The sequence below is a fragment of the Ruegeria sp. HKCCD7181 genome, from assembly GCF_057221055.1.
Map to the genome: position 1 here is coordinate 1 of NZ_JBWVBC010000017.1, position 25,692 is coordinate 25,692.

The window sequence follows — 25,692 nt, forward strand, 5'->3', positions numbered from 1 at the left end:
ATGCGTCCGACCGTCTCTCCAGCCCGTCCCGCCGTCTCGCCAGCGTGTCAGCACCACCTCAGCAGCGCCGGTGAAGGGGGTTCTAAGGTTTACCGATCCCAGCCGCAAGCAGAAAAACCCAGAAACTTGCAAAAAACCGCAAAACCAAACTTTCATAAATTAAAACAGATAATTAGCTGGCATCGAATTGAACCAATCACGTATCTCCGCACAGGCTTCACCCCGAATCTTGGCATTTACACAGAGTTACCCACAGACTCAGCGGCGAGTCAGGCGGAATCGGCCTCATGTGGCCGAGTCAGCAGACCCACAAACGGAATACGAAGCAGCAACAGGCCAACAATCAGGGACAAATAGACCAGCGGTTCGATCTGAAAGCCCTTGGCCAGCATGACATAGTGCAGCCCTCCCAGGATCGCCGCCGGGAAGACAAGACGTTGCAGGCTGCGCCAACGAGGCCCCAGCTTGCGCACAGACAGATTGTTGGACGTCACCGCCAGCGGCAGCATCAGGACAAACGCGGCCATGCCGACCGTTATGTAAGGGCGTTTGACGATATCCGCCCAAATCTGGCCGGGCACCTGCACATCGAGTACCAGCCACACCAGCAGATGCAGACCGACATAGGTAAATGTCAGCACGCCAAGCGCTCGGCGGAACTTGAGCAGGTTCAACCCGAGGAACCGCCGCAGCGGAGAAATCGCCAGCACCGCAATCAACAGCTGCAGCGCCAGTTCCCCGTAACGGTGTTCCAGCGCCTCGATCGGCTCTACGCCCAGGCCACCGGTCAGCGCCTGAAAGAACAGCCAGGGCGCGGGGAGGGCGCCCAGCGCGTAGACCGCCCAGATTGGAACCCGCCGAAAGACTAGACTTAACCGATCCATGATTTTTCCTGATACCAATTCCAAATTAGCTCCAGTTCAAGGGGTTGCTTGTCAAAATTCTGCCTGACTTCTGGGGCATTATACCACTGACAACATTCAAAAATCACCAATCCTGACCATACAAAAAATTGCGCGGAGTAACTTCAGTGTCCCACGATGAGTTAATGACAACCGTTCTGTTGAGCTTTGGCATCGGTATATTCGTAAGCTGGGGGCTGACCCGCTGGCGCAACAGCAAGGGGCGCACATCTGTTTTCGCCAATGACGAAAGCCTGGAAGAGGTTGGAATGTCCTTCATCTCTTCACTGTTCAACTCGTTTTCACCGAACCGGGTGGACGGGATAACTGAATTGCGCCCACCGTGGGGATTGCGTGTTCTGGCCCCCATACTTGCGTTGGCCCTGTTTCTGACAACCGATATGTCTCCGCTGTGGGATTCAGTCGGCGTCCATGACCCGTTGATCCGCAAAGGAGCTCTTATCGCTCTCTGTCTGTTTTTCGGATATTCCTGGTTCATGTTGCTCTTTGTCCAAAAGGTCGTCTACGACGGGTCATTCATCGAGTGCTACGGCGTTGATGCTAGCAAACAGGAACGTAATCTGTCTGATCTCGTCGACATCCGGGTTCACGAGAAACGTCCGGCGCTGGTTCTTTCGTTTGCTCAACAAAAGCCTCTCTATATCCCGAAATTCCTCTCTCACCGGGCAGAGTTCGTCTCCCGTATGGAAGCCATCGCACAGCAGAACCGCAGCAACGGGCTAGCGGCCTCGGCACCCACACTGGCAAACAGGTTCGGGTTTTAAGGCCCGAACCGCCGGGAGTTTCAATAATTCGCGGTCAGATCCATACCATCATAAAGCCCGGCGACTTCCTGTTCATACCCGTTATACATCAGTGTCGGGATGCGCTTGGCGAAGAGACCTCCGCCAATCTGCCGTTCTGAGGCTTGCGACCAGCGCGGGTGATCCACATCAGGGTTCACATTGCTGTAGAAACCGTACTCGCGGGGGTTGGACATGTTCCAGCTGGTGGGCGGCTCATCTTCTGTCAGAGTGATCCGCACAATCGACTTGATTGACTTGAAGCCGTATTTCCACGGCACAACCAGCCGCAGCGGCGCACCGTTTTGGTTCGGGATCGGGCGGTCATAGATACCGGTCGCCAAAATTGTCAGTGGATGCATCGCCTCATCCAATCGCAGGCCTTCGCGATAGGGCCATTCCAGTACCGGGTATTGGACACCCGGCATTTCGTCCGGTCGATAGGCCGTCTCAAATGCCACATATTTCGCCCCTTCCTGAACGCCTGCCATATTCAGCAGGTCGGCCAATTCGAACCCGTTCCACGGTATCACCATCGACCACGCTTCAACACAGCGGAACCGGTAGATACGCTCTTCGATCGTCATCTTGGACATGATGTCCTTGAAGTCATACTCGCCGGGCTCGTCGACCAATCCGTCGATCTTGACACTCCAGGGATCGGTCACCAGCGTATGGGCATATTTTGCCGGATCATCCTTCCGCGTCCCGAACTCATAGTAATTGTTATACGAGGTGATCTCTTCCCAAGTGTTCGGCTCCAGAGCTTCCTGCGCTTCAGAACGTTTAGCCAATCCCGCCAGCCCGACACCGACCAATCCGGCCATCACTTGCCGCCGGTTCAGAAACGCCGCCCTTGGGGTAACGTCGGCATGTGTCAGTGTATTGGTCCAGCGATGCGCCATTTGGGTCTCCGAAAAAAGTTCACCTCGGCAATGAGGTAATGTCTGATAGCACAGAGCCAAGGAAACAGGCGTCACGATTGAGCGAAGTGATTGTAACGAAATCGGCGAACTCTGTTCTGTACGCGTCTGCAGGGACAAATTGTGCGCTGCGCACAGTATCTATCTGGGGCCCATTTGTGTAATGGGCAGCTCGCCAACCATGATCAATAGCCCAAATTTCAAGTAATTGCCCTCTGAAAAAAGGCTCGCTATGGTCCGCAAATGGTTTGGCCCAAGAACACACTTCCAAAATTGGAAAGCGACGCAGACGCCGGTATCGAAGTCACCGACGGGTTTGAACGCTTCACCCAGCGGAATGATATTTTCACCCGAGCATTCTGGGACGAACGCGTCAGAACCAAGGCAACGGACAAGTTCTTTGCCTCATACCGGATGGAGGCAGCGCCGCGAAAAGGCGAAGGTTTTGCACTGCGAGATTTTGCACTGCGCAATGCTGCCTGGCTAATTTCGGATGTCGTTTCGAACCGCAGCGCAGAGAGTGGAAAACGAGAGGGGTTTCAGGCATCGATCCAGCCGGATACCCCAGTGGCCAAGGATGCGCTGGCTATCGACGATCCGGAAAGGATGTCGTCCGAGATCAAGCGTATCGCAAAGTTTTTCGGCGCTGACCTCTGTGGGATCACTGACCTGGATGAACGATGGATCTATACGGCGCGTGTAGACACGCGGGACATGTCTGACGCACCGCACGATCTACCGGAAGGGCTGAATTCTGTTATCGTGCTGGGTCATGAAATGGATCAGGAATTGGTTGCCACCTACCCGTCGGCTCTGGCAGGCGCCGCCACAGGGCGGGAGTACAGCCATGAGGCGGCAATCGTCATGCAACTGGCAGCGTATATCCGCAATCTGGGCTACGAAGCCGTTGCGTCGATGAACGACACCGCTCTGGTCATTCCTTACGCAATAAAGGCGGGCTTGGGCGAATACGCCCGTAACCAGATGGTGATCACACCTGAATACGGGCCGCGCCTGCGGTTCTCAAAGATATTTACAAACCTGCCACTAACGCATGACACCCCCAAACCATCGGGCGTGCGCGCTTTCTGTGACATATGCACTAAATGCGCTGACGCGTGCCCCGTGAAAGCGTTGCCCTACGGTCCGCCGTCGACGGACACGGCCAATATCTCGGCGATCAGGGGGGTTCGCAAGTGGACCTCGGATGCCGAGAAGTGTTTTTCTTTCTGGGCTAAAACTGCGTCTGATTGCGCAATCTGCATGAGGGTTTGCCCGTTCAATCGGGACTTTGGGGCGCTACCGAACCGGCTGTGGTTGAAACTGGCGCTCAGCCCAGCGCGGAAGCTTGCACTGTGGTTGGCCAGAACACATGGCAAAAGACAAAAGCCCGGGGAATGGTGGAAACAAACTCCGTGACTTGCCCCGCCAAAGCCGTCTGCTATACCTCTAGGCGGCATCGGCAGAAGAGACCCGCCAATCGGCGGATCTCTTCGTGAACACCTAAGCTATCAATGCACTACGGCATCATCCGGGCGTGGGCGCTCTGACGTTCCCAACCGGTCGCCAATGATCAGGCCATCCGTTCCAGCGGTCACCGGAACAGTCTCGCCATCCTTGATCTCACCGGCCAACAGCGCTTCGGCCAGCGGGTTCTGCAATGCGCGCTGGATCACGCGCTTGAGCGGGCGGGCACCAAAAACCGGGTCATAGCCTTCATTGGCCAGCCATTCCTTGGCGCCATGGTCCAAAGCAAGCTCGATCTTACGGGCGGCCAGACGTTTCTGCAGACGTGCCATCTGAATATCGACGATGCCATCCATATCGGCCCGCTTGAGCCGATCAAAGATGATGGTCTCGTCCAGACGGTTCAGGAATTCGGGCCGGAAATGGGCCCGGACCGCGTCCATCACATCGCGCCGCGCCTGCGCGCTGTCAGCACCATCGGGCAACTGGCTGAGTGCTTGGCTCCCAAGATTCGACGTCAGGATGATCAGCGTCTGCTTGAAGTCCACAGTGCGGCCCTGACCATCGGTCAGCACGCCATCGTCCAGAACTTGCAACAGCACGTTGAACACATCCGGATGCGCCTTTTCGACCTCGTCAAACAGCACGACCTGATAGGGCCTGCGCCGCACAGCTTCGGTCAGCACACCACCTTCGTCATAACCGACATAGCCAGGAGGGGCACCGATCAGTCGAGCGACCGCGTGTTTCTCCATGAACTCGGACATATCGATGCGCACCATCGCGTTGTCGTCGTCGAACAGGAAATTCGCCACGGCCTTGGTCAGTTCGGTCTTACCTACGCCGGTCGGTCCGAGGAACAGGAACGAGCCCAGCGGGCGGCCTTCGTCGTTCAGACCCGCGCGCGCGCGGCGCACGGCGTTGGCCACGGCAGTGACCGCCGCATCCTGACCGATCACGCGCGAATGCAGATCGTCTTCCATCCGCAGCAGTTTCTCGCGCTCGCCTTCCAGCATTTTCGAGGTCGGGATACCGGTCCAGCGTTCAACCACAGCAGCGATCTGGGTCGGACGCACCGTTTCCTCAGCCATCATGGCGTTGCTTTCGGCGTTTTCAGCCTCGGTCAGCTTTTTCTCAAGTTCAGGGATGACACCATAAGACAGCTCACCGGCCTTGGCGAGGTTGCCTTCGCGCTTGGCGATCTCCAGATCAGCACGCGCTTTGTCGAGCTGTTCTTTCAGATCACGCGCACCCGCGAGCTTATCCCGTTCGGCCTGCCACTGGGCGGTCATCTCGGCGGACTGCTCCTGCAGATCAGCCAGATCCTTTTGCAAGGTTTCCAGACGATCTTTCGATGCCGCATCGTCTTCCAGCTTCAGCGCCTCTTCCTCGATCTGCATCTGCAGGATCTGGCGATCCAACTGATCGAGTTCCTCGGGCTTGCTGTCCACCTCCATCCGCAGACGCGACGCCGCTTCATCGACCAAATCGATGGCTTTGTCGGGCAGGAACCGGTCGGTGATATAGCGATGCGACAGGGTCGCCGCCGACACCAGAGCCGAGTCGGAAATCCGCACGCCGTGGTGCAGCTCGTACTTTTCCTTGATGCCGCGCAGGATGCTGATCGTGTCCTCGACGGTCGGCTCAGTAACCATCACCGGCTGGAACCGACGCGCAAGGGCCGCGTCCTTTTCAACGTATTTGCGGTACTCGTCCAACGTGGTTGCGCCGATACAATGCAACTCACCCCGGGCAAGCGCTGGCTTGATCAGGTTGGCGGCATCCATCGCGCCGTCGGACTTCCCGGCACCAACCAGCGTGTGCATCTCATCGATGAACAGGATGATCTCACCGGCGGCCTCGGTCACTTCGGTCAGAACCGCCTTGAGGCGTTCTTCGAACTCACCGCGGTATTTCGCACCGGCAATCAGCGCGCCCATGTCCAGCGCAAGCAGCTTCTTGTCCTTCAGCGATTCCGGCACGTCACCGTTGATGATGCGCAGGGCCATGCCCTCGGCTATCGCGGTTTTACCGACGCCGGGTTCCCCGATCAGAACCGGGTTGTTCTTGGTCCGGCGTGATAGAACCTGCATCGAGCGGCGGATTTCCTCGTCCCGCCCGATGATCGGGTCGATCTTGCCCTCGGCCGCAGCCTCGGTCAGGTCGCGCGCGTATTTCTTCAGCGCGTCATAGCCTTCTTCCGCCGACGCGGTGTCCGCGGTGCGGCCCTTGCGGATGTCGTTGATCGCCTCATTCAGTTTCTGTGCAGATACGGCACCGGCCTCCAAAGCGTCCTTGGCTTTGGACTTCACAATGCACAGCGCCATCAGAACGCGTTCAACCGGCACAAAGCTGTCGCCCGCCTTGGTGGCGATCTTTTCGGCCTCGTCCAGAACCTTGGCAGTCTGACCATCCATGTAAATCTGGCTCGCGTCGCCGCTGACCTTCGGAATCTTTCCCATCGCGGCATCCAGCGCCTCGACCACGCGGTTCGGAGCGCCGCCCGCGCGTGTAATCAGGTTGCTGGCCAGCCCCTGATCATCATCCATCAATGCTTTCAAAATATGCTCGGGTGTCAGCCTCTGGTGCCCCTCACGCAGCGCAATCGTCTGCGCAGCTTGCACGAATCCCCGTGCCCGCTCGGTGAACTTGTTCAAGTCCATAATTTTCTCCTTCGTCTTAAGCGCCCTGAATGTGATGCACCCGCTTGGCGGCACGCGTCGGTCTGGGCCTCACATTCAATCTGGGAAATATCTTCGCTGCTTCAAGAGGCTAAGGCCCGGAATCCACGATTATCTGCGGGGGACCGAGTAGACGCCGTAACCTCCCGTCTCGGCAACCTTGCGCGCGCCATACATATCCACCAAAGACTGCGCCGCATCGCCACCGGTCGGGCAGGAAACCAGGTCAGCTGCGTCATCCAGAAAATCAATGGTGAACGCTGTTTCTCCGGTCAATTGACACTCATCATCGGTTGCTCGATAGCCGCCCACAAACCTCAGGTCATCATTGGGAGCGGTGACGGCATCTGCCGCCGTCTCCGAGTGTGTTTCCTGACATGCGGCCAATGCAAGACAAAGTACAAAGAGCTTTTTCATTATCCGTCCCTTTCGAAGAATGCCGCGACTTTAGCACAGGAAACGCGCATTGCATGGACAGACGCGCCGCAACCCGTTAGGACGCAGACGTTTGCCAAAAAGGAGCACCCCCATGTCTGACGACCGCCTGATTGTTGCCCTAGATGTCCCGAATGCCCTTCAAGGTCTGGCCATGGCCGAACGGTTGGGCGATTCCGTGTCGTTTTACAAGATTGGGCTTGGCATGTTGACGGGCGGCGGTCTGGCGTTGGCCAATGAGCTGAAACAGGATCACGGCAAGCGCATCTTCCTGGACATGAAGCTGTTCGACATTGGCAACACGGTGGAAAACGCCGTGCGAGGGCTGGCGCAGTTCGATCTGGATTTCCTGACAGTCCATGGAGATCCGCACGTCGTACGGGCAGCTAAAGAAGGCGCTTCAGGTAAGGATTTGAAGATTTTGGCCGTAACAATCCTGACCTCGCTGAACCGCGACGATCTGGATGCAAGCTTGCTGAAGGAAGGCGACGTGCAGGACCTGGTCGTCGAACGCGCGGCCAAAGCGCTTGAGGCCGGGGCAGATGGGGTTATCGCCAGCCCGCAAGAGGCCGCCCTGATCCGCGCCCTGCCCCAAGCCGAAGGCCGGTTGATCGTCACCCCTGGCGTGCGTCCGGCGGGAGCAGCTCTGGGAGATCAGAAACGCGTCGCCACCCCGGCCAGCGCTATTGGAGACGGGGCGGATCACATCGTCATAGGCCGCCCGATCTACCAAGCCCAAGACCCCAAAGCAGCGGCTGAGGCGGTTCTTGCCGAGTTAAATTCTTTGACCCTTCAGTGATCAAACTGACGGAATCACCGAGATTTTCGGTCAGATGTGACGGACAAGCAGTTGACCGAGCGTCAATTTTCACAGAATCCGCGCCAAATCGTCCCTGTGCCCGAAAACACACATTATTTAGGCGAGTTTTAATCGAAGGGCCTAAGCCCTATCGAAAACGACGGATTCGCGCGATTCTTTGGGTGAAACACTCCCCAACGGGCCACTTCTTCCTGAGGTCCGTTACCTCCCCCCGCCGAATTGCGGGGGGTCTTCTTTTCAGACATCCTCAAAAACCGGTGGGCCTTTGATCACCTGCAAAGGGTGCTATAAGGAACTTCCTGTACAAACGCAGAACGCGTGAGGACGCAGATGCCCGGTCTTTGCCGAGATTGCCTGACCCGTCTGACCGACGAACGACGCTGCCCGTCCTGTGGCAGCCCCCGTGTGAAATTGCATCCGGAACTCTTTGACCTGACCATTGCTCATATGGATTGCGACGCGTTCTACGCCTCGGTTGAAAAGCGTGATAATCCTGATCTGGCAGACAAGCCCGTCATTATCGGGGGTGGCAAACGCGGCGTTGTATCGACGGCCTGTTATGTGGCGCGCATTCGCGGTGTACGATCCGCCATGCCGATGTTCCAAGCTCTGAAACGATGCCCGGAAGCAGTGGTAATCAAGCCACGTATGTCGGTTTATGCCGAGGTTTCGCGGGAAATCCGCGCGATGATGGATGAACTGACCCCCGACGTGGAACCCTTGTCGCTGGACGAGGCGTTCATGGACCTGTCGGGCACTCAGCGCCTTCACGGCGCACCGCCTGCGCTTATGTTGGCACGGCTGGTTAAGCGGATGAAAGACGAGCTGGGCCTGACGGGCTCTATTGGTCTGAGCCATAACAAGTTTCTGGCCAAAGTCGCCTCAGACCTCGACAAACCACGCGGATTCTCGGTTATAGGCAAGGCAGAAACGGCAGAATTCCTGTACGACAAGCCGGTGCGCCTGATCTGGGGCATCGGGCCTGCGGCGCAAGAATCGCTGGACCGCGCAGGCATTCGCGCTTTTTCGGACCTTCTGCGTTGGGAGCAGGAGGCGCTGACAGCACGATTCGGCGCGATGGGCTATCGGCTTTGGCATCTGGCACGGGGCCAGGACAAGCGGCGCGTTTCTGCACACGAACCGATGAAGTCGATCAGCAACGAGACAACGTTTTTCGAAGACACCGCCAATCTGGACATTCTGGATGGACATCTGTGGCGCATGTCCGAAAAGGTCGCAGACCGGGCCAAGGCAAAGGGCCTGGCCGGACGAGTCGTAACGCTCAAGCTGAAGCGGGCTAACCATAAGACCATTACGCGGCGTGTTTCTCTGCGGGATCCCACCCAGATTGCCGATCGGATTTACCGCACCGCGCGCGGATTGTTCGACCAAGTGGGCGATCAGGGACCATATCGTCTGCTGGGTTGCGGTTTGTCCGATCTGTGTTCCGAGGAACAAGCCGATATTTCGGGCGACTTGCTGGACCCTGGCGCGGCGCAACGGTCCAAAGCTGAACAGGCCACAGACGAAATCCGGCGCAAATTCGGGACGGATGCTATCGTCAAAGGTCGCGCATTGCGGTGAACTTATTCGGCAGCCAGCGGCAGTTGCTCCCGCCCGATGCAGGCTATGTCTGAGATGACCCGACGCAGAGTTTCCTGAAATTCCCGGAAATTCGCGCTCGGCTCTATCGTGTCTTCATTCATGTAAAGCGCCCGATCTATCTCGATCTGGACCGCATGCTGATACCGCGCGGGCCGCCCGTAGGTCTGCGTTACGTAAGCACCGGCAAATGGAGTGTTGCGGGCAACTTTCAGCCCAGCTGATGTAAATGCCGCTTCGATCTGGTCGACGATCACGCCTGAGGCCGATGCCCCAAAGCGGTCGCCAAGAACAATTTCGGGCCGCTTGGGCTGCGTGCTACTTGCCAGCGACACTGCCTCATGCGGCATCGAATGACAGTCAATCAGAATCGCCTGCCCAAACATTGCGTGCGATTCGGCTAAAAGTGACTTCAAACGCACGTGATAGGGCCGCCAATAGGTATCGATGCGCAGGCGGGCCTCGTCCATTGTCAGCTTTCCGCGGTAAATCGAACGTCCGTTCGCCACAACTCGCGGAATAACCCCCAATCCGGAGGCAACGCGCGGATTATGCCCTTGTCGCTTCGCACCTTGTATCAGTGCCGGATCCAGCTCGTCTGCGCTGCGATTGAGGTCCAGATACGCGCGCGGCATCGCCGCAGCCAGCATCGGCGCGCCAAAGTCCGGAGCCGCGGAAAACAACTGATCTACAAACGCATCCTCTGACGAACGAATCATGCTGCGGTTCAGCACCGAGCGCTGTAATAGAGAATCCGGATACTGCCGACCGCTGTGAGGAGAAGAAAACACCACGCAAGAACTGCGGTTTGCGGGCATTTCCAATGCGTAGGCTGCGTTCGACATGGTCTCTCCTTGCTCAAGACCAACATAGACCGGAAAATAGTTCTTCCAAACCCCTTGATCCCCCAAACGACTCCTTTTATAGACCCCGCTACCGGCGCGGGGTTCCGCGCCCCATTTCGTTATGGGGCAGGACAACGCAAAGGTTCGTGGGCGGTTAGCTCAGCGGTAGAGCACTTCGTTGACATCGAAGGGGTCACAAGTTCGATCCTTGTACCGCCCACCATCGTTTCACTGTTTCGGGTCTGACCCGGGACACCCGCTAACCCAGGCGCTGGCCACGTCCTTGATGAAGGCGCCGCAGATTGGAGACAGACCAATGAAGGTCAAGAACTCGCTCCGCTCGCTCAAGAACCGGCACCGTGATTGCCGGGTTGTGCGTCGCAAAGGCCGCGTCTACGTGATCAACAAGACGCAGCGTAAGTTCAAAGCTCGCCAGGGCTGAGAACGGCACGTGCCGATTTGAAAGAACCGCGCCTTTGGGCGCGGTTTTTTTTCGTCTGGAGATATGCGATATTCGCTTAGCGGACAAATCTGCCTTTGGCTTGCTAAGATAGACTAGCGACCGCGCCGACAAATTCGGTCCACCGCTCGCGATCCACAAACCCATAGTGTCCTGCGCCCGGCCACTCATGCGCTGTGCAGTTGGGAAGCTCTGAGCATAGGTGTCGTGGCATTTCCGGTGAGATAATGTCGTCCGCAGTACCATAAAAAATTTCCACGGGTTGCGCGATATCACTCGGCGAGAAGCCCCAGTCCCAAAGAGCCATCGTCATTTCGAAAACGCCTTCCTCTTGTTGCAGGTAACCAAGGCGAAAGTTCTCTTCGAACAACGCTTGTTGCTCAGGATTGCGGAGTATTGTTTTGGCCTCATTGGGCATTTGGTCAGCTACCGACTCCACATATGAAGGGATGTCTTTCAATGCACTTTTCGCACCGACACGCTCTGCCCAGCGGATCAGTAAGGTCAGATGGCGCAGTTTCGCGATAGTCTTCAGGTCCTTCATTACTAGCATTTTGGTAACGCCGGGCTCATCGAATGGAGCCACAGGAGAAGCGAGCGCTACCTTGCGCACACGTTCGGGCATGTGAAATGCCACCGCTAAAGCGTGGGGTCCGCCTCCGGAATGGCCCGCTACATTGAAGGCATCAAGGCCAAGATGGTCAGCCAAATCCTCCATATCAGCGCCCCAATCGACCATTCTCCGATCCTTCTTCGGACTCGACCCTCCGACACCTGGTTCGTCGGCTGCAATCCATCGCACACCAAGCGAAGCAGTTAGATTGTCGTCGGGTTGACGAAGTATGTGAGAGTCGGAAAACCCATGGCTAAAAATCACTGGTGTTCCATTTGGGTCACCGTATGTGCTGAATGCGAGCGTTCTACCGTCCCTTAGAGTTATATGTTTGGTCAAGTTTTTCTCCTAAAGCGAAATAACATCGAGTCGTGAGTTCATCAGGCTGCTGGAATAAATTTATTTCAAAGATACGAGCCGCACTCGTTATTTCTGTACCATAACTTTTGATCCGCACAATGAAACGCGGATATCAGTTTGGGTTCAGACCTGACATTGCGTGGTGGAGCGGTTAGCGTGATGCGCACATTAACCAAGAAACAAGACAAGAGGGCTCCATGCGTTCCTTCGTTGCCATTTCACTCAGCGACGAGGCAAAAGCGGCTCTTGCACCATTCCAGCGCGCGTTGCCGGCCGGCCGGCCGGTATCGCCTGAAAACCTGCATCTGACACTGGTTTTTCTGGATGATCAGCCCACAGAGGCCTTGGAAGCTTTACATGAAGAGCTTCTGACGCTTACAGGCTCGCGCTTCAGCGTCGCATTTTCAGGGATCGAGTGTATTGGGCGCGTGCTGGCAGTCGGGGTAACCGATTGCGCTTCTCTTATTGCCCTACATCGTAAAGTCCAGACCGCAGCGCGACGAGCCGGGATCGTACTGCCCCGCCGGCGTTTTCGCCCGCACGTAACTATCGCTCGTTTAAAGCCGGAGCAACACGGTGCGATTCAGCCTGTTCTGAGCACCGGCATGACAGTTGCATTGCCGGACATGTTGGTCACCGGCTTCACCCTTTACCAATCCACCCTACGTCCCGAAGGCGCCCGGCACGACGCATTGGCGCATTATGCACTTGGATGAACGGCCACCAGAGCAACCTAACCCGGCCTTCCCTCTTGATTGAGCAAAACGTCTGCACATCGACTTGTTCTGTTAAGCGCTCTTGGAAGTCGCCAGTGCCAAATTCAGGGGAAAGCGGGAATATTCAAATCACTCACGGGTCGCAGCAGCGACCATTTGGCCGACTAAATTTGTCGGATTTCCTTGCATCCACCTGAGAATCGTTTAATTGACCAAATCAGTCGGGTTCCAACCCGTGCGAATTCTTAGTTTGGGAAACATCATGCTGAAATCCTCCTCCTGCATTGCCGCCGCCCTGACGGCCCTGATCGCGACTTCTGCCGCCGCCGAAGGCGAGCTGAACCTGTATTCCTCGCGCCACTACGACACGGATGAGCGTCTCTACTCCGATTTTGAAGAGGCCACCGGCATCACGATCAACCGTATCGAAGGCAAGGCCGATGAGCTGATTGCCCGCATGGAAGCCGAAGGCGCGAACTCGCCCGCCGACATTCTGCTGACCGTCGACACCTCTCGTCTGGCGCGCGCCAAGAATGCAGGCATCCTGCAATCTGCGGAAAGCGCCGTTCTGGAAGAACGCATCCCCGCCAACCTGCAAGATGTAGACAACCAGTGGTTCGGCTTTTCGCAACGCGCACGCATCATCTTTTTCGACAAAGCTGAAGTGGCGAACCCGCCCGCGACCTACCTGGACCTGGCCAAGCCGGAATATAAAGGTCTGGTTTGCATTCGTTCGTCCAGCAACACCTATAACCAGACCCTGCTGGCCTCGATCATCACCAACCACGGCGCTGAGGCTGCCAAAACATGGGCCGAAGGTGTTGTGTCCAACATGGCGCGCGAACCGCAAGGCGGTGACACAGATCAGCTGCGCGGCATCGTGTCGGGTGAGTGCGAGATCGCCGTTTCGAATTCCTACTACTTTGCGCGCGCTCTGCGCAAAGACGTCAAAGGCCTGAGTGCCGAGATCGACATGATCGGCGTGCAATTTCCGGCCCAGGACGCCGAAGGTGCACATATGAACTTGTCGGGCGCAGGTGTCGCGGCTAATGCTCCCAACCGCGAAAATGCCGTCAAGTTCCTGGAATATCTGGCCAGCGATCAGGCGCAGGTTTACTTTTCGAACGGCAATGACGAATTCCCCGCGGTTGAAGGTGTCGCCCTCGCCGAGAACGTCGCTTCTCTGGGCGAGTTCAAGGCAGATGACGTGAACCTGTCCGAGGTTGCCAAGAACATCCCTGAAGCGCAGAAAATCTTTAACGAAGTGGGTTGGAAGTAATTCCACCATATATTCGGGCAGTCGAAGGGCGCAGAGTTTTCTGCGCCCTTTTCTTGTTGCAATTCGTTAAAAATTAATCAATGCTCTCTTATATGAATTTTATTCCCAAATTTGAACGATGCTAGATGACCTTTCGAACCGCCTCGCCAGCCGCCTGAACGAACTACGTCAGGGACGCGGCTGGTCGCTGGATCAACTGGCTGATCACAGTGGCATCAGCCGAGCGACCCTGTCGCGGATGGAGAAGGGTGATGTCAGCCCGACAGCTGAAACTCTGGGTCGACTCTGCGCTGCCTACGGGTTACCCATGTCCCGTCTGCTGATGATGGTTGAAGACAGCTTTGACCCAAAGGTCCCGTTTGAACGCCAGCCGGAATGGAGCGACCCCGAGACCGGATTCACTCGCCGGTCAGTCTCTCCCCCGGCTGCCGGTCTGAGTGGAGAGGTAATGGAAGGTCACCTGCCGCCCGAAACCGTTATCTCCTACGACACGCCGCCAAAACCCGGGCAGGAACATCATCTGATCGTACTGGACGGCGCGCTGACCCTGACAGTCGACGGGGTCGACCACTCGTTAAGTGGCGGCGACTGCCTTCGATATCATTTGTCCGGGCCCACACGATTTGAAACCGGGCGTATGCGCGGCGCGCGGTATCTTCTGGTGTTGATATGATCACGCGATTGACCGATGCCTGTTTTGACAACGCAGTGGATGACCTGACCGGTATCCTGCATTGCTGTGTTCACGCCGGAGCCAGTATCGGCTTCATTCTGCCCTATTCGCCCGAAGACGCGCGCGTCTATTGGCAGGACCGGGTTCGGCCTGACCTGCGCGCAGGAAAGTTAGACCTGTTCGTTGTAAATGATGAGGAGCGTATTCAGGGTACCGTGCAATTGGTCCCGGCTGCGATGCCAAACCAACCCCATCGCGCCGATGTGGCCAAACTGTTGGTTCACCCCGAAGCCCGACGGCGGGGTTTGGGCCGTGCCCTGATGGGCGTTCTTGAGGCGCGCGCATTAGAGCTGGGAAAAACATTGCTGGTACTGGATACGCGCAGTTCTGATCCATCCCGCACGCTGTACCAGTCGCTTGGATTTCAGATTGCCGGAGAAATCCCGAACTACTGCCGCAACCCGTTCGAGGACAGGCTGGAACCCACCACCTACATGTTCAAAGACCTCAGCTAGTTTGCCATTTTTCGAACGTTGGCGGCAAAGCAATAGCCGATGCCGTGTATGGTCTTGATAAACGTGGGTGCAGCGGGATCGGGCTCGATCTTTTTGCGTAGACGCAAAACATGCACGTCAATTGTTCGGTCTCCAACGATGGTTTCGCGACCGCGCGCCTTATCCAGCAACTGATCGCGGGAAAAGACCATATGCGGGCTGGTCACGAACGCGTGCAGAACGTTGAATTCTGTCGTGGTCAGAGGAGTTGCCTCAATGCCACCCTTGGTCGTCAGAGTGCGTTCGTTGACGTTCAGAACCCAATCACCGAAAGCGATCAGTGGCATGTCAGCGCCCTGCAAGGGTTTGTCATCAGGTCGCGCGCGGCGCAGGACCGTGCGGATGCGCGCCAAAACCTCGCGCGCTTCAAATGGTTTGGTGATGTAGTCATCCGCGCCGAACTCAAGTCCGACGACCCGGTCAAATATCTCGTCCCGGCCCGACAACACGATAATCGGAATGCTCGAATTGACCCGCAACTCGCGCGTGATGTCAAAGCCATTACGTCCGGGCAGGCCGATATCCAACAGGATCAGGTCCACTTCCCCCTGCGCCAGAACGGCATCCATCGCGTTTCCGTCTGCTGCGCACGTCACCCGACACCCCTGCTTTTCGAGGTATCTTTGCAAAAACGACGTAATCTGCGGATCATCGTCGACCACAAGGATATGTTCTTTAACCATCTAGGTTTCCGAGCGCTCAGATTTGCACGGCGCGGAACACTTGTAACCGCCGGTCCCTGGCTCATGCAAGGTACGGACCGCACCAAGTATAGAGTCAGTGCGGCCCATCAAAATCTCAAAAGGCTCAGTGACTGACCCACACACATAGTTTCAGTTTCAGCCGGAATGACGGCCAGACCATCCGCCTCGGCCAGCAGAGCCACGCGCCCGCTGTAGGATGCAGCCATCAAGCGCAGCTGAGGGGTGCCATCTGGTGACGAACCCACGATACGGACCGGTCGATATTCCTGACGCCCGGCATGCCGTTGCAGGGGTTCGGCCAAGACGGCCTGTTCCGGCATTTGGGTCACTCGGTGCAAACCAGCGCGACGGGCCATCATTTGCGATCCAATTATCTGCCACGTCACATAAGCCGACACCGGATTGCCTGGCAGCCCAACATAAAGTGCCTCGCCACGGCGACCGAACATGATTGGCTTGCCGGGTTTCATCGCCACTTTCATCACATCCGTCTCGCCGCCGATTTCGCTGAAAAGCCGTGGCATGTGATCCTCATCCCCAACCGAAACACCACCAGTGGTGATGATCAGATCGGACGTATCGCAGGCGTCGCGCAATACCTGCTCCAGCAACGCCGGGTCGTCGTCGACAGGACCTTTGTCGGTCAGCTCTATCCACGGTTTGTCCAGCAGGGCCAAAAGCATAAACCGGTTCGAATTGTAGATCTGCCCGGGGCCCAATGCTTCGCCGGGCTGGCGCAACTCGCTACCGGTCGAAAAGATCGTGACCCGCAGCTTGCGATAGACGGAGACCTGACCGTAACCGGCAGCGGCCAACGCGGCAATCTCTCGTGGACCGATCTCACAACCCTGGCGAAGTATCGGAGCACCGGCCTTCAGGTCTTCGCCCGCCCTGCGAATGTGCTGACCGGTCTTGGGGCGGCGGTTGAACCGGATTCCGGCGTCGGTAACCTCGCAATCCTCCTGCATCAGGACCGCATCGAAATCGGCAGGAACTGGTGCGCCGGTAAAGATACGCAGCGCAGAACCTTCGGGGGCTGCATGCGCACCGCTGTCGCCTGCGGCCACGCGCCCGCCGATTTTCAGGTCGTAAAGCGGCCCTTCCCCCAAATCGGATAGCCGAACGGCATAACCATCCATGGCCGAGTTGTCGAAGGCCGGCATGTCCACTTTGCTGACGCAATCCTCGGCCAGAACGCGACCTATCGACTGTCCCAATGGCAGGGTCTCGGTATCAGAAATTGGCTGGGACACAGCCAGTCCCCGCTTCAGCGCTTCTGAAACCGAAAGATACAGATTGGTTTGGCGATCACAGCCGCAGCCATCAGCCATGTTGTGCCTCCAGTTGCTCGAACAACTCTTCAAACTCTTTGCGCTCGGCCTCACTCAGCTTGGGCAAGTAGGCTCGCGCCTCTTCCAGATTAGAGCTGGGGTCACCGACAATCAGCAGCATGACCATACCATGGCGGCCGTGAACGCGGCACCGGACGCCATATACACCCTCTTTTTCGAATGTCAGGTCCATCTCAGGCTTGCCGCGGATCTCGAAGGCGCGCGCGCCAACCGGGATCATGCGCAGGATCGACGTCACGGTATGTCGCCCGGTCGAGCCTTTGAAACGGACGGTCGAATCCGCCGGGACATGTAAAATCTTCGGCTCGAACCGGAATGCATGCGCCGGAGTATCTGCGTTCAGGTCGATGATCTGATGCACAACGGCGACCTCTGGCACATCTTCAGCCCATGCCGCAGGCGCCAATGCCATCGATCCTGCAAGCGTCATGGCCACAACGGCTCTGCGCGAAAACTCCATCTGTACCTCCGGGTTCAGACCGCCCGATGGGGTCTCCCCAACAGATCGGCCAAAGCGCTGATCATCACCGGCCATTGCGCACGACAGTCTTGGTCACGCAGTTCGGCCAACAATTCGCGGCCAATGGACACCACTGCGGGCGTGCTGTCATTGACATAGGTCACGATTCGCTGCTCGGGATTGGCCAGCAGAAAAGGCACGATGGCCGCTCCGGCCTGATCGGGTGCAACCTGTGAAAGCAGGCGCATCGCCGCCTGCCGTACTGGGGCCGAGACGTCATCCAACAGGCTGCGCGCCACGTCCGCAGTACCGTCCCATTCGGTCAGGATATGCATGGCATCAATGCGGAAGGGCGTGTCGCCGGTTTTCAGCATTGCGCGCAGCTTGCCCCGCAGCGTGTCCTGAGGCGGCAGATCGGATTGCTGTAGCAGTTTGAGCGCCTGCAGTGACAGGCCCGAGTCAGTGTGCGAGAGGCCCTGAGTGATCAGGTCGACCAGTTGATCTTCACTCAGCTCTGCGCCATGACGCGCGACTGAACCGCCCAGCGCCGACAAGGCCTGCTGTGCGATCTCGGTCTCGGGGTCCTTTGCGATCTGGGCGAGCATAACCTGCATGCCCTTCACCTCTCCCAACAGTCGGATCGCGGACATGCGGGTTTCCCGATCCAGAGCTTCGGCATCATCATCCAGCGCGACACGGCGGCGCTTGGGGTGCCGGGTTGCCTTGGCCAGCAGCGCCTGCTCGCGCGGGGTAAGGGGCTGCGTCTCGTCCTCTTCCGCCTCCTGCGTCATTTCCGCGGCTATGGCGTCATGGCCAAGAATCGCACCGAGGCTGGAAGTCGGGCCATTTTCGCCTCCTTCCGAGACATCAAGACCTGCCTCTTCCAACGCGGCTATATCGTTTTGCGGAACCTCTGCTGCTACTTCTTCCTCAGCAGCAACCGGCATCGGCGCCAGCGCAAAGGACAACAGCAACTCGCGACCCTGTTGCTGGTTCACGTGCGGGCGTGTTTCGTCGGTCACGATCATGGCCAGCGACGCCACCGCTTTCAGCCGAACCGACCGGAAGGGCGAGCGGCAGGCGCGTTGCAACCACTCTGCCGCTTCGCGCAGCGGCGAGGTCGCCAGTGCATCGACGACAGCCCATTGCAGGCGCTCGGCCTTTAGGTCGTCGCCATCAACCGAGAACAGTGCGTTCAGGCGATCTGCGATTTGCTGTGGCGCTAAGGCAGCCAGCAAGCCCAGAGCCTGCGCCGAGACTTCTGGCTGTTGTCCGGTAGCCAGGAAATTCAGCACCTGCCATCGCAGGTCCTGCTGATCTGCGATCGGCGTGTCCCGCTCCAACCGGTCGATCAGGGCCAACTGCACCTTGGCGCCGGGGTCGCGCATCATGCGGTCCAGCAATTCGGGTTCCGAGAAACCCGAGAGCTTCAGTGCCGCGATGCGGATCTCTTCGACTGCATCGGTCAGAGCCTGCTCGATCAGGGCAGGATCACCGGGCATCAGCGCTTCATATGCCAGCATACGGATGGCACCGTCTTTGTCGGTCAGGGCTTTGCGCAGAATGACTTCGGCCTCAGCTCCGCCAATCGCAGCCAGAGTTCGCATGGCGCGATGGCGCAGACGGCGGTTCGAGGATTGGGCAAACACACCCAGCGTCGGTACCGAGGGTTGGCCGATCTGGCCCAATGCCTCACACGCGACATCGCCCAGTTCCTGCCCATCCTCGTCCATCAGGGCCAGAACTATGGGTTCAATCGCGGCCTCGTCACCCATGGTGCCCAGCGCCTTGATCGCTGCAATTTGAGCGTCAAGCCAATCGTCCCATTCATCCTGATGCAGCTCGTCCTCGTCCCAAGTAATCTCTTCCCCACGTCCAGTGACAAGAGTACGCAGGTAGGGCGCGGCGTCTTCGGCCTTCAACTCGGCCAGTGCGGTCACACAAGCCAGTTTCACCTCTCCACAGGGATCGTGGATCAGGTTCTCAAGCAATTGCGGTGCTGCTTCTTTCACGCCCAGCGCGCCCAGCGCTTGGGCTGCGTCCTGACGGACATCTTCATCGTCATCCAACAGCGCCTCGACCAGTGCAGGGCTGTGCTTGGCGCCAATCGCGGTCAACGCCTGAATGGCGCGCAATCGGATCACGTCATATTCGGATTTTGCGTATTCGGAAAACAGGCCGGTGGCCTCATCGCGCAGGGCGGTATCGGAGTGAATGTTCATATCTGATCTGCCATGTTCCAGTTGGGAAGGTTGGGTGAAAGTGGAAGGCAGGTTTCCCAACCGAAGCCTGCCTTCCATGTGAACCGGGGGGGCCGGTTCAAGGGTCCCTTCTGCAGTGGAACCCCGTCCCGGGGGCCGACATGGCGTCCGCCCCCCGGAATGCTGTCATCAGGCGATGTCGCGCGGCGCGAAGGACATCGTGCGGAACGAGGTCTTATAGGGGCTCGGCCCCAGTTTGCGGACCTTGGCAACACCCATCTTGTAGTTGTAGTTGCCGCTGATCCAGTCGACGATCCGGCCCTCGAGCGCATTCGCTGGCTGCTGCATATGCAGAAAGTCCATATAAACAACGCTCTTCTTGATGGCAGGCGTGACCATGGCGACGGCGGTGATGGCCGCCTTGGTCAGTTCGATATGCCCGTTCTCCATCAGTTTCGAGAACTGGAAGTCATCGCCTTCCACACCCAGCAGCGTGGTCTTGTTGCCCGGAACACGTTCCGAGTAGACCATCACATAGTCACCGCTTTCGATGCCACGTTCAGCCGCATCGTCGGGGTGGATTTCGACCCAGTTTTCCGGCCAGCGCTGCACAATATACGGGCGGCGGCGGTCGTCGAAACCGGACTGCCAGCGTTCGTTGATCCGGCCGGATGTGGCCCAGAGTTCGCCTTCGTCCTTGTTGGGTTTCAGCCATTCCCAATAGTCCGAGAACAGACCCCAGGGCGATTTCTGGATGTTGCACTTGCCGGTCTGGCTGTTGAAATGCGTCAGCTTCTTGTTGAACACATCCTTGCCCGCTGCACCGGTGTCGGGCAGCTTACGGGTTGTGTCATGCAGACGCTTTGTTTCAATCAGCGTGACACCATCGGCATCCAGCATCACCGGACATTGCACCCCGTCGGTTCCGAATTCACGGACCTTGGCATGCAGGGTCTTGCCCTCGGCTTTGGCCAGACGGTGCACCGCGTGGAAGTCCTTGCGCGACCCGCGGGTAAAGCGCACGGCCTCTTCTGCCACTTCGTTCGAGTTCTGCCAGTCGAACCCGTCAAAGCCCATCCGCGTGGCAAGCTGCGCAATGATCCACCAGTCGGGCTTCGCCGCGCCCGGTGCGTCATAGAACTTCTGATACAGACGCAGGCGGCGTTCGCCGTTGGCGCGCAAAAAGTCCTCTTCGCCCCAGGTCGCTGCCGGGAACACGATGTCGGCGTAGCGGTTGCCGATCGGGTCCTGCAGATAGATGTCCTGATTGATCACCACCATACCGCCGCTGTCAGCGCGGGCCTTCAGCGTGTCGATCATCTCTTGCTTGTCGAAAGAGGCGATCTGGTTCGGGTTGCGGACGGTCAGTTCCTCGAACTTATCGGCCAATTGTTGCGAACCGCACATGGATTGAATCCATGTGGTGCCGATCACGTGGGCCATTCGAGTATGGCCTGCGATCAGATACCGGTCGGTATCCATGGCGCGGCGACGGCGACCCGGCAGTTTCTCGGGCGACTTGTTGCGCGGGTATTTCCCGCCCTTCACGCCACCCCGCTGGTGACCACCGGCCCGGCCGATGACCTGACCCGGGCGTCCACCACAGCCGCAGATGATGCCCAAAGCGGAAATCGCCTGCGTGTTGCCTGTGTTGTTAGACCAGTAGAACCCTTTCTCGATCATGACCGAGGTTTTCGGGCGCGAGCCGTCCTCTTTGGGTTTGGCGAGCCATTCTGCAGCCGTATAGATCTTCTGCACGTCGATCTCGGCCATGGCGGCAGCGTTCTCAGGCGCAAATTCGTCCTGCGACAGCAGCCACTCTTTCCAATCCTCGAAACCCTTGGTCTGGAACTTGCCCCAAGTTGTACGCCACTGCCATGGCGTGTTGCGGGTGCCCTGACCAAAGCCAGACGAGCTTTCCCACTTGTTGTTGACCCATTTCTTGATCCAGTCGCTGTCTTCCCAGCCATTTTCTACGATGACACGGGCAATGGCGTTGACGACCAGCAGGTCGGTACCGGGTAGAACGTCGATATGCAGACCGCCCATCTTCTCGGCATGGGCCACACCGGCGGACCGGCGCGGGATCAGATAGATTTCCTTCTGACCGTTCTGCATCCCCTTCATCATCCACTGGGTATAGAGGATGGTCTTGGTCTCATACGGGTCGGTGCCGCAGACAAGAAGGGTTTCCGCATCACGCCAGTCCTCATAAGAGGGACCGAAATTGTCGAAGCCCGCATCCCGGAAACCGGGGGTCGAGGTCACGTCGGACGGCGTGTCGTGGAAGGTGAAGTTCGCGGTGTTGATATGGCGCAGCGCGTATTTCGAGATCGCATAGGTGTTCTCGATATACTGATAGCTGAAGGTCTTCACGCCATAGGCATTGGTGCCGTGCTTGGCGATGACGTGGTTGCCCACCTCAGCCGCCACATCCAGCGCCAGATCCCACGGTACCGGCATCAGCGTGCCATAGATCCGCATCAGCGGGGTCTTCAGGCGGTCGCGTGTGGGGGTCTGCGGGTTATAGCATTTCTGCGCGATACAGCCGCCGCGCAAGGAGCTGTCACCATCAGTATTGACAGTCTGATTGTCCTTGTCGGGGATGATCACCACGTGGTGCGGCTGGCCCTTGTGCAGAACGATATTGTGCTGGTTCGGTGCCACCCATGCACCCAGAGGCGCAACGGGGAAGTCCTCACCAAATGCGTTTTCATCCGCGCCGGGACCGCCCGATTTGGCCGTCACGGGCCACCGGTAGACTTTGTAACCACACGCCACGATGCAATAGTCGCAAGCAGTCGAGATGACCTCGGCGCCCTTGGGCGGCAGCGGAACGTTGGTTTCGGGTACGTAATACGGGGTTGCCATTGTCAGTCTCCCCTCCCCTTATGCAATGAGATTGTCGTAACGGCCGTAGATCAGGCCGAACATGCCGACGGCGTAGATATCGTCACCATCGAGTTCCAGAAGGACCTGCGGCAGCGACTGATACGCCTGACCGGACACAAGAATTCCGTGCCGTGTCACGTCGTAGGTCGACAGGTGCAGCGGGCATGGGCCCAACACCTTATGCTCAGGCTTGTAGCTGTCAAACATCGAACCGCCCTGATGCGTACACGTCAGGTTGAACGCCACCACGTCCTTTTGCGGACCGATGCCGCCGCCGCTTTCTACGCCGGTCTTGACCAGGATCGAGTCCGAATAGTCGCCCTCGTCCGGGTAGTAGAATTCGACCGGCACATCCTGTTCCAGCTCGGACAGTTTGCCGATCAGCTTGCGCGGATAGGTGGAAACAAGGGCGGGAACCTGTTCGGCCTGACCGTGGCGGGTGGGCATCGCCACCATCACGGCAAAGGTCGTGGCACCCGAGGCAAACAGGAACTGGCGGCGGTTCACGGTGCAGGCCTTCTTGGCCTCACCCGAACAGCTGCATCCGGTTGCGTTATGATCTGCCATAGCGCTTACTCCTCTGCTGCAACCGCTGGAAGCGGCTGGTAATCCGGCAATTCAGGTTCCTCGATCAGGATCTCCTCGCCGGACAGGGATTTCAGGAAGGCCACCAGATCCGCCTTTTCCTGATCGTTCAGGCCAAGGGGTTGGATCAGCTGGGTCTTGTTGGCTGCGAACTCGTTCTCGCCGCCGCCCTGGTTGTAGAATTCGACCACATCCTCAAGCGTCTCCAACATGCCGTTGTGCATGTATGGTTCGGTATAGAGGGTGTAGCGCAGGCTTGGCGTACGGAACTTGCCCTTGTCGGCCTTTTCCTTGGTGCGGAAATAGAAGCCAGGGTCGTCCTTAGTGTGGCGATACATCTCTTCGGTCGAGCCTTTGGCATAAAGCTCATACCGGAAGGTGACTTGCGCCAGACCGTCATCCTGCCAACCATCATAGGCGGGCACGCCGGTGTTGTAGTATTTTTCATCCGACAGCAACGCGCCGTTATGGCATTCGGAACATTGCGCCTTGCCGGTGAACAACTCCAGTCCGCGTTTCTGTTCCTCGGACAGCGCCGCATCATCCCCACGCAGGTAGTTATCAAAGGGCGTGTCGGTCTGTACGATAGTGCGTTCAAATGCAGCGATTGCGCGCCAGGCGTTACTGATGCGCGGCCACTGATCGCCAAACACGTCGTTGAAACGCTCGACATATTCGGGAACGAAGGCCAGACGGGCCTCCATCATGTCGGCTTCACCGTTACCGGCAACCGCACCGCCCGCGGCGGATTTGGCCTGACTCTCGAGGCTCTTGGAGGAGCCCGCCCAGAACAGCTTGCCGTAGTAAGCCGAGTTCACGATGGTCTGGCTATTGCGCCAGTGGGTCGTGCCGGGGTAGCCGAACGAGATCGGAGCCTCGACATCCCAACCCACGTCGGGGCTGTGACAGGCCGAACACGGTGTCGACGGGTTGCCGCCCAGACGCGCATCGAAGAACAGCATCTTGCCGAGTTCGACTTTTGCGTCGGTCTGCTTGTTGTCCAGCGGGATTGGAGGCTCGCCCAGCGCCACCAGTGGCGCATCCGGGTCGGGATCAGCCCCGCCGATGCCAGCCTCAATCTCCATGCTGTCCGCGGCGATTGCCTGTGAACCGAGAGCGGCAAACAGGGCAGCGGTGGCGATTGTGCCTTTGAGATAAGACGAAAGGTCTTTCATGGGTCCACTCCTCAGTTTGTCGCGTCTTGCCAATTTTCGATCGGCGCATAGTCCGTATCGATTTCCTCGGCGACGAAGTCGGGGCCGGTCAGCGGATCACCTGACAACGCCTTGAGGAAGGCCACCAGCTGTGCTTGCTCGGTCTCGGAAAGGTTCAGCGGCTTGATACGTGGATCCTTGTTTTCATCGTCACCGCCACCGGCGTTGTAGAAGGCCACAACATCCTCGAGCGTCGCCAGCGTACCGTTGTGCATATACGGCGCGGTATAGGTCAGCTCACGCAGTGTGGGGGTCATGAAGGTGCCGAACGTGTCGGCGGTATGGGTGCGGATGTAAGCGCCCGGATCGGCACGCAGGTTCATGTAGTTCGCGACGCCGAGGAACTTCATCATCGTCACAAAGGTGATGTGACGTTCCGGTTCGGCCCAAATATCGGGGTTGTCGCCCACGCCGATATTGTGCGGCAGATCATCGGTGAACCTCTCGCCCGAGTGGCACGAATTACAGCCGCTGACCTTGAACAGTTCGTAACCGGCCATTGCCTCTTCGGACATCTCACCTGTGTCAAACGGCGCCCCGCGCGAGATCAGCGTTTTCAGATATTCCGGTATCGCGTTGCGCACGCCGCCATTCGACGGCTCGCCAAATCCGGCGGCTTCGAACATTTCGACGTAGACCGGGTCCTGCTTGATGCGCTCCTGCATCAGGCGCATGTCCATGTTCATGGAATAGGTCTCGGTGATGCTTTCGCGGGTCACGTCGTTGAGGTTGGTGCCGATCCGACCGTCATGGAACCACGCCTTGCGCTTGGCGCTATTGATCAGCGTCGGCACGTTGCGGAAATGCAAGTTGCCCGCATAGGCGTCTGACAGGGCCTGCCCGTCGGTAAAGCCGTTTTCAGGTTGGTGGCAGCTGGCACAGGCCAGTTCAGTATCGCCCGACAGGCGTGGATCAAAAAACAATCGCTTGCCAAGGGCCGCCTTGGCTGGGTCGAACTCTATGGCTTCAACCGGGCCCGGCTCATCCGCCTGGGCCTGGTGAACCGGCAATACAACGCTGATCGTCAGCAGCGAAACTGTCGACAGCGCCGAGAACCATGTTCTGGCTTTGGTCATCATCTAAAAGCCCCTTTAATCGCTAGCCCGGTCTCTCCGGTTGGCCGGGGACCGGCAGGACTAACCATAAGGGGG

Annotated in this window: 23 protein-coding genes and 1 tRNA gene; 10 read left to right on the forward strand and 14 right to left on the reverse strand. The window is 58.0% G+C overall.

Features of this window, described 5'->3' with window-relative positions; genetic code table 11:
- Window positions 1–269: 269 nt before the first annotated feature.
- Complete coding sequence (gene msrQ, locus AC2TCY_RS21715; protein ID WP_480850681.1) at window positions 270–884, reverse strand: protein-methionine-sulfoxide reductase heme-binding subunit MsrQ; 615 nt, start codon at window positions 882–884, stop codon at window positions 270–272.
- A 164-nt stretch (window positions 885–1,048) separates the two neighbouring features.
- Here msrQ and AC2TCY_RS21720 point away from each other — a divergent pair, with 164 nt between their 5' ends.
- Window positions 1,049–1,687, forward strand: a complete 639-nt coding sequence (locus tag AC2TCY_RS21720; RefSeq protein ID WP_480850683.1) for a hypothetical protein — start codon at window positions 1,049–1,051, stop codon at window positions 1,685–1,687.
- 20 nt (window positions 1,688–1,707) lie between these two features.
- Here AC2TCY_RS21720 and msrP read toward each other — a convergent pair whose 3' ends face one another.
- A complete protein-coding gene (msrP, locus tag AC2TCY_RS21725) occupies window positions 1,708–2,610 on the reverse strand; it encodes a protein-methionine-sulfoxide reductase catalytic subunit MsrP (protein ID WP_480850685.1) in 903 nt (300 codons plus the stop codon).
- Window positions 2,611–2,871: 261 nt separating this feature from the next.
- On the opposite strand from msrP, the gene AC2TCY_RS21730 reads away from it, so the two are divergent.
- Window positions 2,872–4,047, forward strand: a complete 1,176-nt coding sequence (locus AC2TCY_RS21730) for a reductive dehalogenase (RefSeq protein WP_480850687.1) — start codon at window positions 2,872–2,874, stop codon at window positions 4,045–4,047.
- A 92-nt stretch (window positions 4,048–4,139) separates the two neighbouring features.
- Here AC2TCY_RS21730 and clpB read toward each other — a convergent pair whose 3' ends face one another.
- Window positions 4,140–6,758 (reverse strand): ATP-dependent chaperone ClpB, encoded by a 2,619-nt coding sequence (gene clpB, locus AC2TCY_RS21735; protein ID WP_480850689.1) that lies wholly within the window; start codon window positions 6,756–6,758, stop codon window positions 4,140–4,142.
- A gap of 129 nt (window positions 6,759–6,887) precedes the next feature.
- On the reverse strand, window positions 6,888–7,193 hold the full coding sequence (locus AC2TCY_RS21740; protein ID WP_480850691.1) for a hypothetical protein: 306 nt from the start codon (window positions 7,191–7,193) through the stop codon (window positions 6,888–6,890).
- A 112-nt stretch (window positions 7,194–7,305) separates the two neighbouring features.
- Here AC2TCY_RS21740 and pyrF point away from each other — a divergent pair, with 112 nt between their 5' ends.
- Window positions 7,306–8,010: an orotidine-5'-phosphate decarboxylase gene (gene pyrF, locus AC2TCY_RS21745; RefSeq protein WP_480850693.1), complete on the forward strand. Its 705-nt coding sequence runs from the start codon at window positions 7,306–7,308 to the stop codon at window positions 8,008–8,010.
- Window positions 8,011–8,361: 351 nt separating this feature from the next.
- Entirely contained in the window at window positions 8,362–9,615 is a 1,254-nt protein-coding gene (locus tag AC2TCY_RS21750; protein WP_480850695.1) for a DNA polymerase IV, read from the forward strand.
- A 2-nt stretch (window positions 9,616–9,617) separates the two neighbouring features.
- Here AC2TCY_RS21750 and AC2TCY_RS21755 read toward each other — a convergent pair whose 3' ends face one another.
- Window positions 9,618–10,478, reverse strand: a complete 861-nt coding sequence (locus AC2TCY_RS21755; protein WP_480850697.1) for an N-formylglutamate amidohydrolase — start codon at window positions 10,476–10,478, stop codon at window positions 9,618–9,620.
- Between the two features lie 148 nt (window positions 10,479–10,626).
- Between AC2TCY_RS21755 and AC2TCY_RS21760 the strand changes: the two genes are divergently transcribed.
- Together AC2TCY_RS21760 and ykgO are read left to right on the forward strand one after the other, a co-directional pair.
- Window positions 10,627–10,701 (forward strand) — tRNA-Val (locus AC2TCY_RS21760).
- 93 nt (window positions 10,702–10,794) lie between these two features.
- The gene (gene ykgO, locus AC2TCY_RS21765; RefSeq protein WP_005648635.1) at window positions 10,795–10,920 is read left to right on the forward strand and encodes a type B 50S ribosomal protein L36; all 126 of its coding nucleotides are present in this window, start codon (window positions 10,795–10,797) and stop codon (window positions 10,918–10,920) included.
- A 103-nt stretch (window positions 10,921–11,023) separates the two neighbouring features.
- Here ykgO and AC2TCY_RS21770 read toward each other — a convergent pair whose 3' ends face one another.
- Window positions 11,024–11,815, reverse strand: a complete 792-nt coding sequence (locus AC2TCY_RS21770; protein ID WP_480850767.1) for an alpha/beta fold hydrolase — start codon at window positions 11,813–11,815, stop codon at window positions 11,024–11,026.
- Between the two features lie 293 nt (window positions 11,816–12,108).
- Here AC2TCY_RS21770 and thpR point away from each other — a divergent pair, with 293 nt between their 5' ends.
- From thpR to AC2TCY_RS21790, 4 genes are all read left to right on the forward strand, one after another.
- Complete coding sequence (gene thpR, locus AC2TCY_RS21775; RefSeq protein WP_480850699.1) at window positions 12,109–12,627, forward strand: RNA 2',3'-cyclic phosphodiesterase; 519 nt, start codon at window positions 12,109–12,111, stop codon at window positions 12,625–12,627.
- A 262-nt stretch (window positions 12,628–12,889) separates the two neighbouring features.
- Window positions 12,890–13,906, forward strand: coding sequence for a Fe(3+) ABC transporter substrate-binding protein (locus AC2TCY_RS21780; RefSeq protein WP_480850701.1), 1,017 nt, complete (start codon window positions 12,890–12,892; stop codon window positions 13,904–13,906).
- A 118-nt stretch (window positions 13,907–14,024) separates the two neighbouring features.
- The gene (locus tag AC2TCY_RS21785; protein WP_480850702.1) at window positions 14,025–14,579 is read left to right on the forward strand and encodes a helix-turn-helix domain-containing protein; all 555 of its coding nucleotides are present in this window, start codon (window positions 14,025–14,027) and stop codon (window positions 14,577–14,579) included.
- Complete coding sequence (locus AC2TCY_RS21790) at window positions 14,576–15,094, forward strand: N-acetyltransferase family protein (protein ID WP_480850704.1); 519 nt, start codon at window positions 14,576–14,578, stop codon at window positions 15,092–15,094. Before AC2TCY_RS21785 ends, AC2TCY_RS21790 begins: the two co-directional genes overlap by 4 nt.
- On the opposite strand, the gene AC2TCY_RS21795 is transcribed toward AC2TCY_RS21790, so the two are convergent.
- From AC2TCY_RS21795 to AC2TCY_RS21830, 8 genes are all read right to left on the reverse strand, one after another.
- A complete protein-coding gene (locus AC2TCY_RS21795; RefSeq protein WP_480850705.1) occupies window positions 15,091–15,816 on the reverse strand; it encodes a response regulator in 726 nt (241 codons plus the stop codon). The two genes, AC2TCY_RS21790 and AC2TCY_RS21795, sit on opposite strands and share 4 nt — an antisense overlap.
- A 107-nt stretch (window positions 15,817–15,923) precedes the next feature.
- Complete coding sequence (locus AC2TCY_RS21800; RefSeq protein ID WP_480850706.1) at window positions 15,924–17,168, reverse strand: molybdopterin molybdotransferase MoeA; 1,245 nt, start codon at window positions 17,166–17,168, stop codon at window positions 15,924–15,926.
- Window positions 17,161–17,649, reverse strand: coding sequence for a cupredoxin domain-containing protein (locus AC2TCY_RS21805; RefSeq protein WP_480850708.1), 489 nt, complete (start codon window positions 17,647–17,649; stop codon window positions 17,161–17,163). Before AC2TCY_RS21805 ends, AC2TCY_RS21800 begins: the two co-directional genes overlap by 8 nt.
- Window positions 17,650–17,663: 14 nt before the next feature.
- Window positions 17,664–19,871 (reverse strand): HEAT repeat domain-containing protein, encoded by a 2,208-nt coding sequence (locus AC2TCY_RS21810; protein WP_480850710.1) that lies wholly within the window; start codon window positions 19,869–19,871, stop codon window positions 17,664–17,666.
- A 168-nt stretch (window positions 19,872–20,039) separates the two neighbouring features.
- The gene (locus AC2TCY_RS21815) at window positions 20,040–22,721 is read right to left on the reverse strand and encodes an arsenate reductase (azurin) large subunit (protein ID WP_480850711.1); all 2,682 of its coding nucleotides are present in this window, start codon (window positions 22,719–22,721) and stop codon (window positions 20,040–20,042) included.
- 18 nt (window positions 22,722–22,739) lie between these two features.
- Complete coding sequence (locus AC2TCY_RS21820; protein ID WP_480850713.1) at window positions 22,740–23,309, reverse strand: arsenate reductase (azurin) small subunit; 570 nt, start codon at window positions 23,307–23,309, stop codon at window positions 22,740–22,742.
- A gap of 5 nt (window positions 23,310–23,314) precedes the next feature.
- Window positions 23,315–24,502: a cytochrome-c peroxidase gene (locus tag AC2TCY_RS21825; RefSeq protein ID WP_480850715.1), complete on the reverse strand. Its 1,188-nt coding sequence runs from the start codon at window positions 24,500–24,502 to the stop codon at window positions 23,315–23,317.
- 11 nt (window positions 24,503–24,513) lie between these two features.
- Entirely contained in the window at window positions 24,514–25,617 is a 1,104-nt protein-coding gene (locus AC2TCY_RS21830; protein ID WP_480850717.1) for a cytochrome-c peroxidase, read from the reverse strand.
- Window positions 25,618–25,692 lie beyond the last annotated feature (75 nt).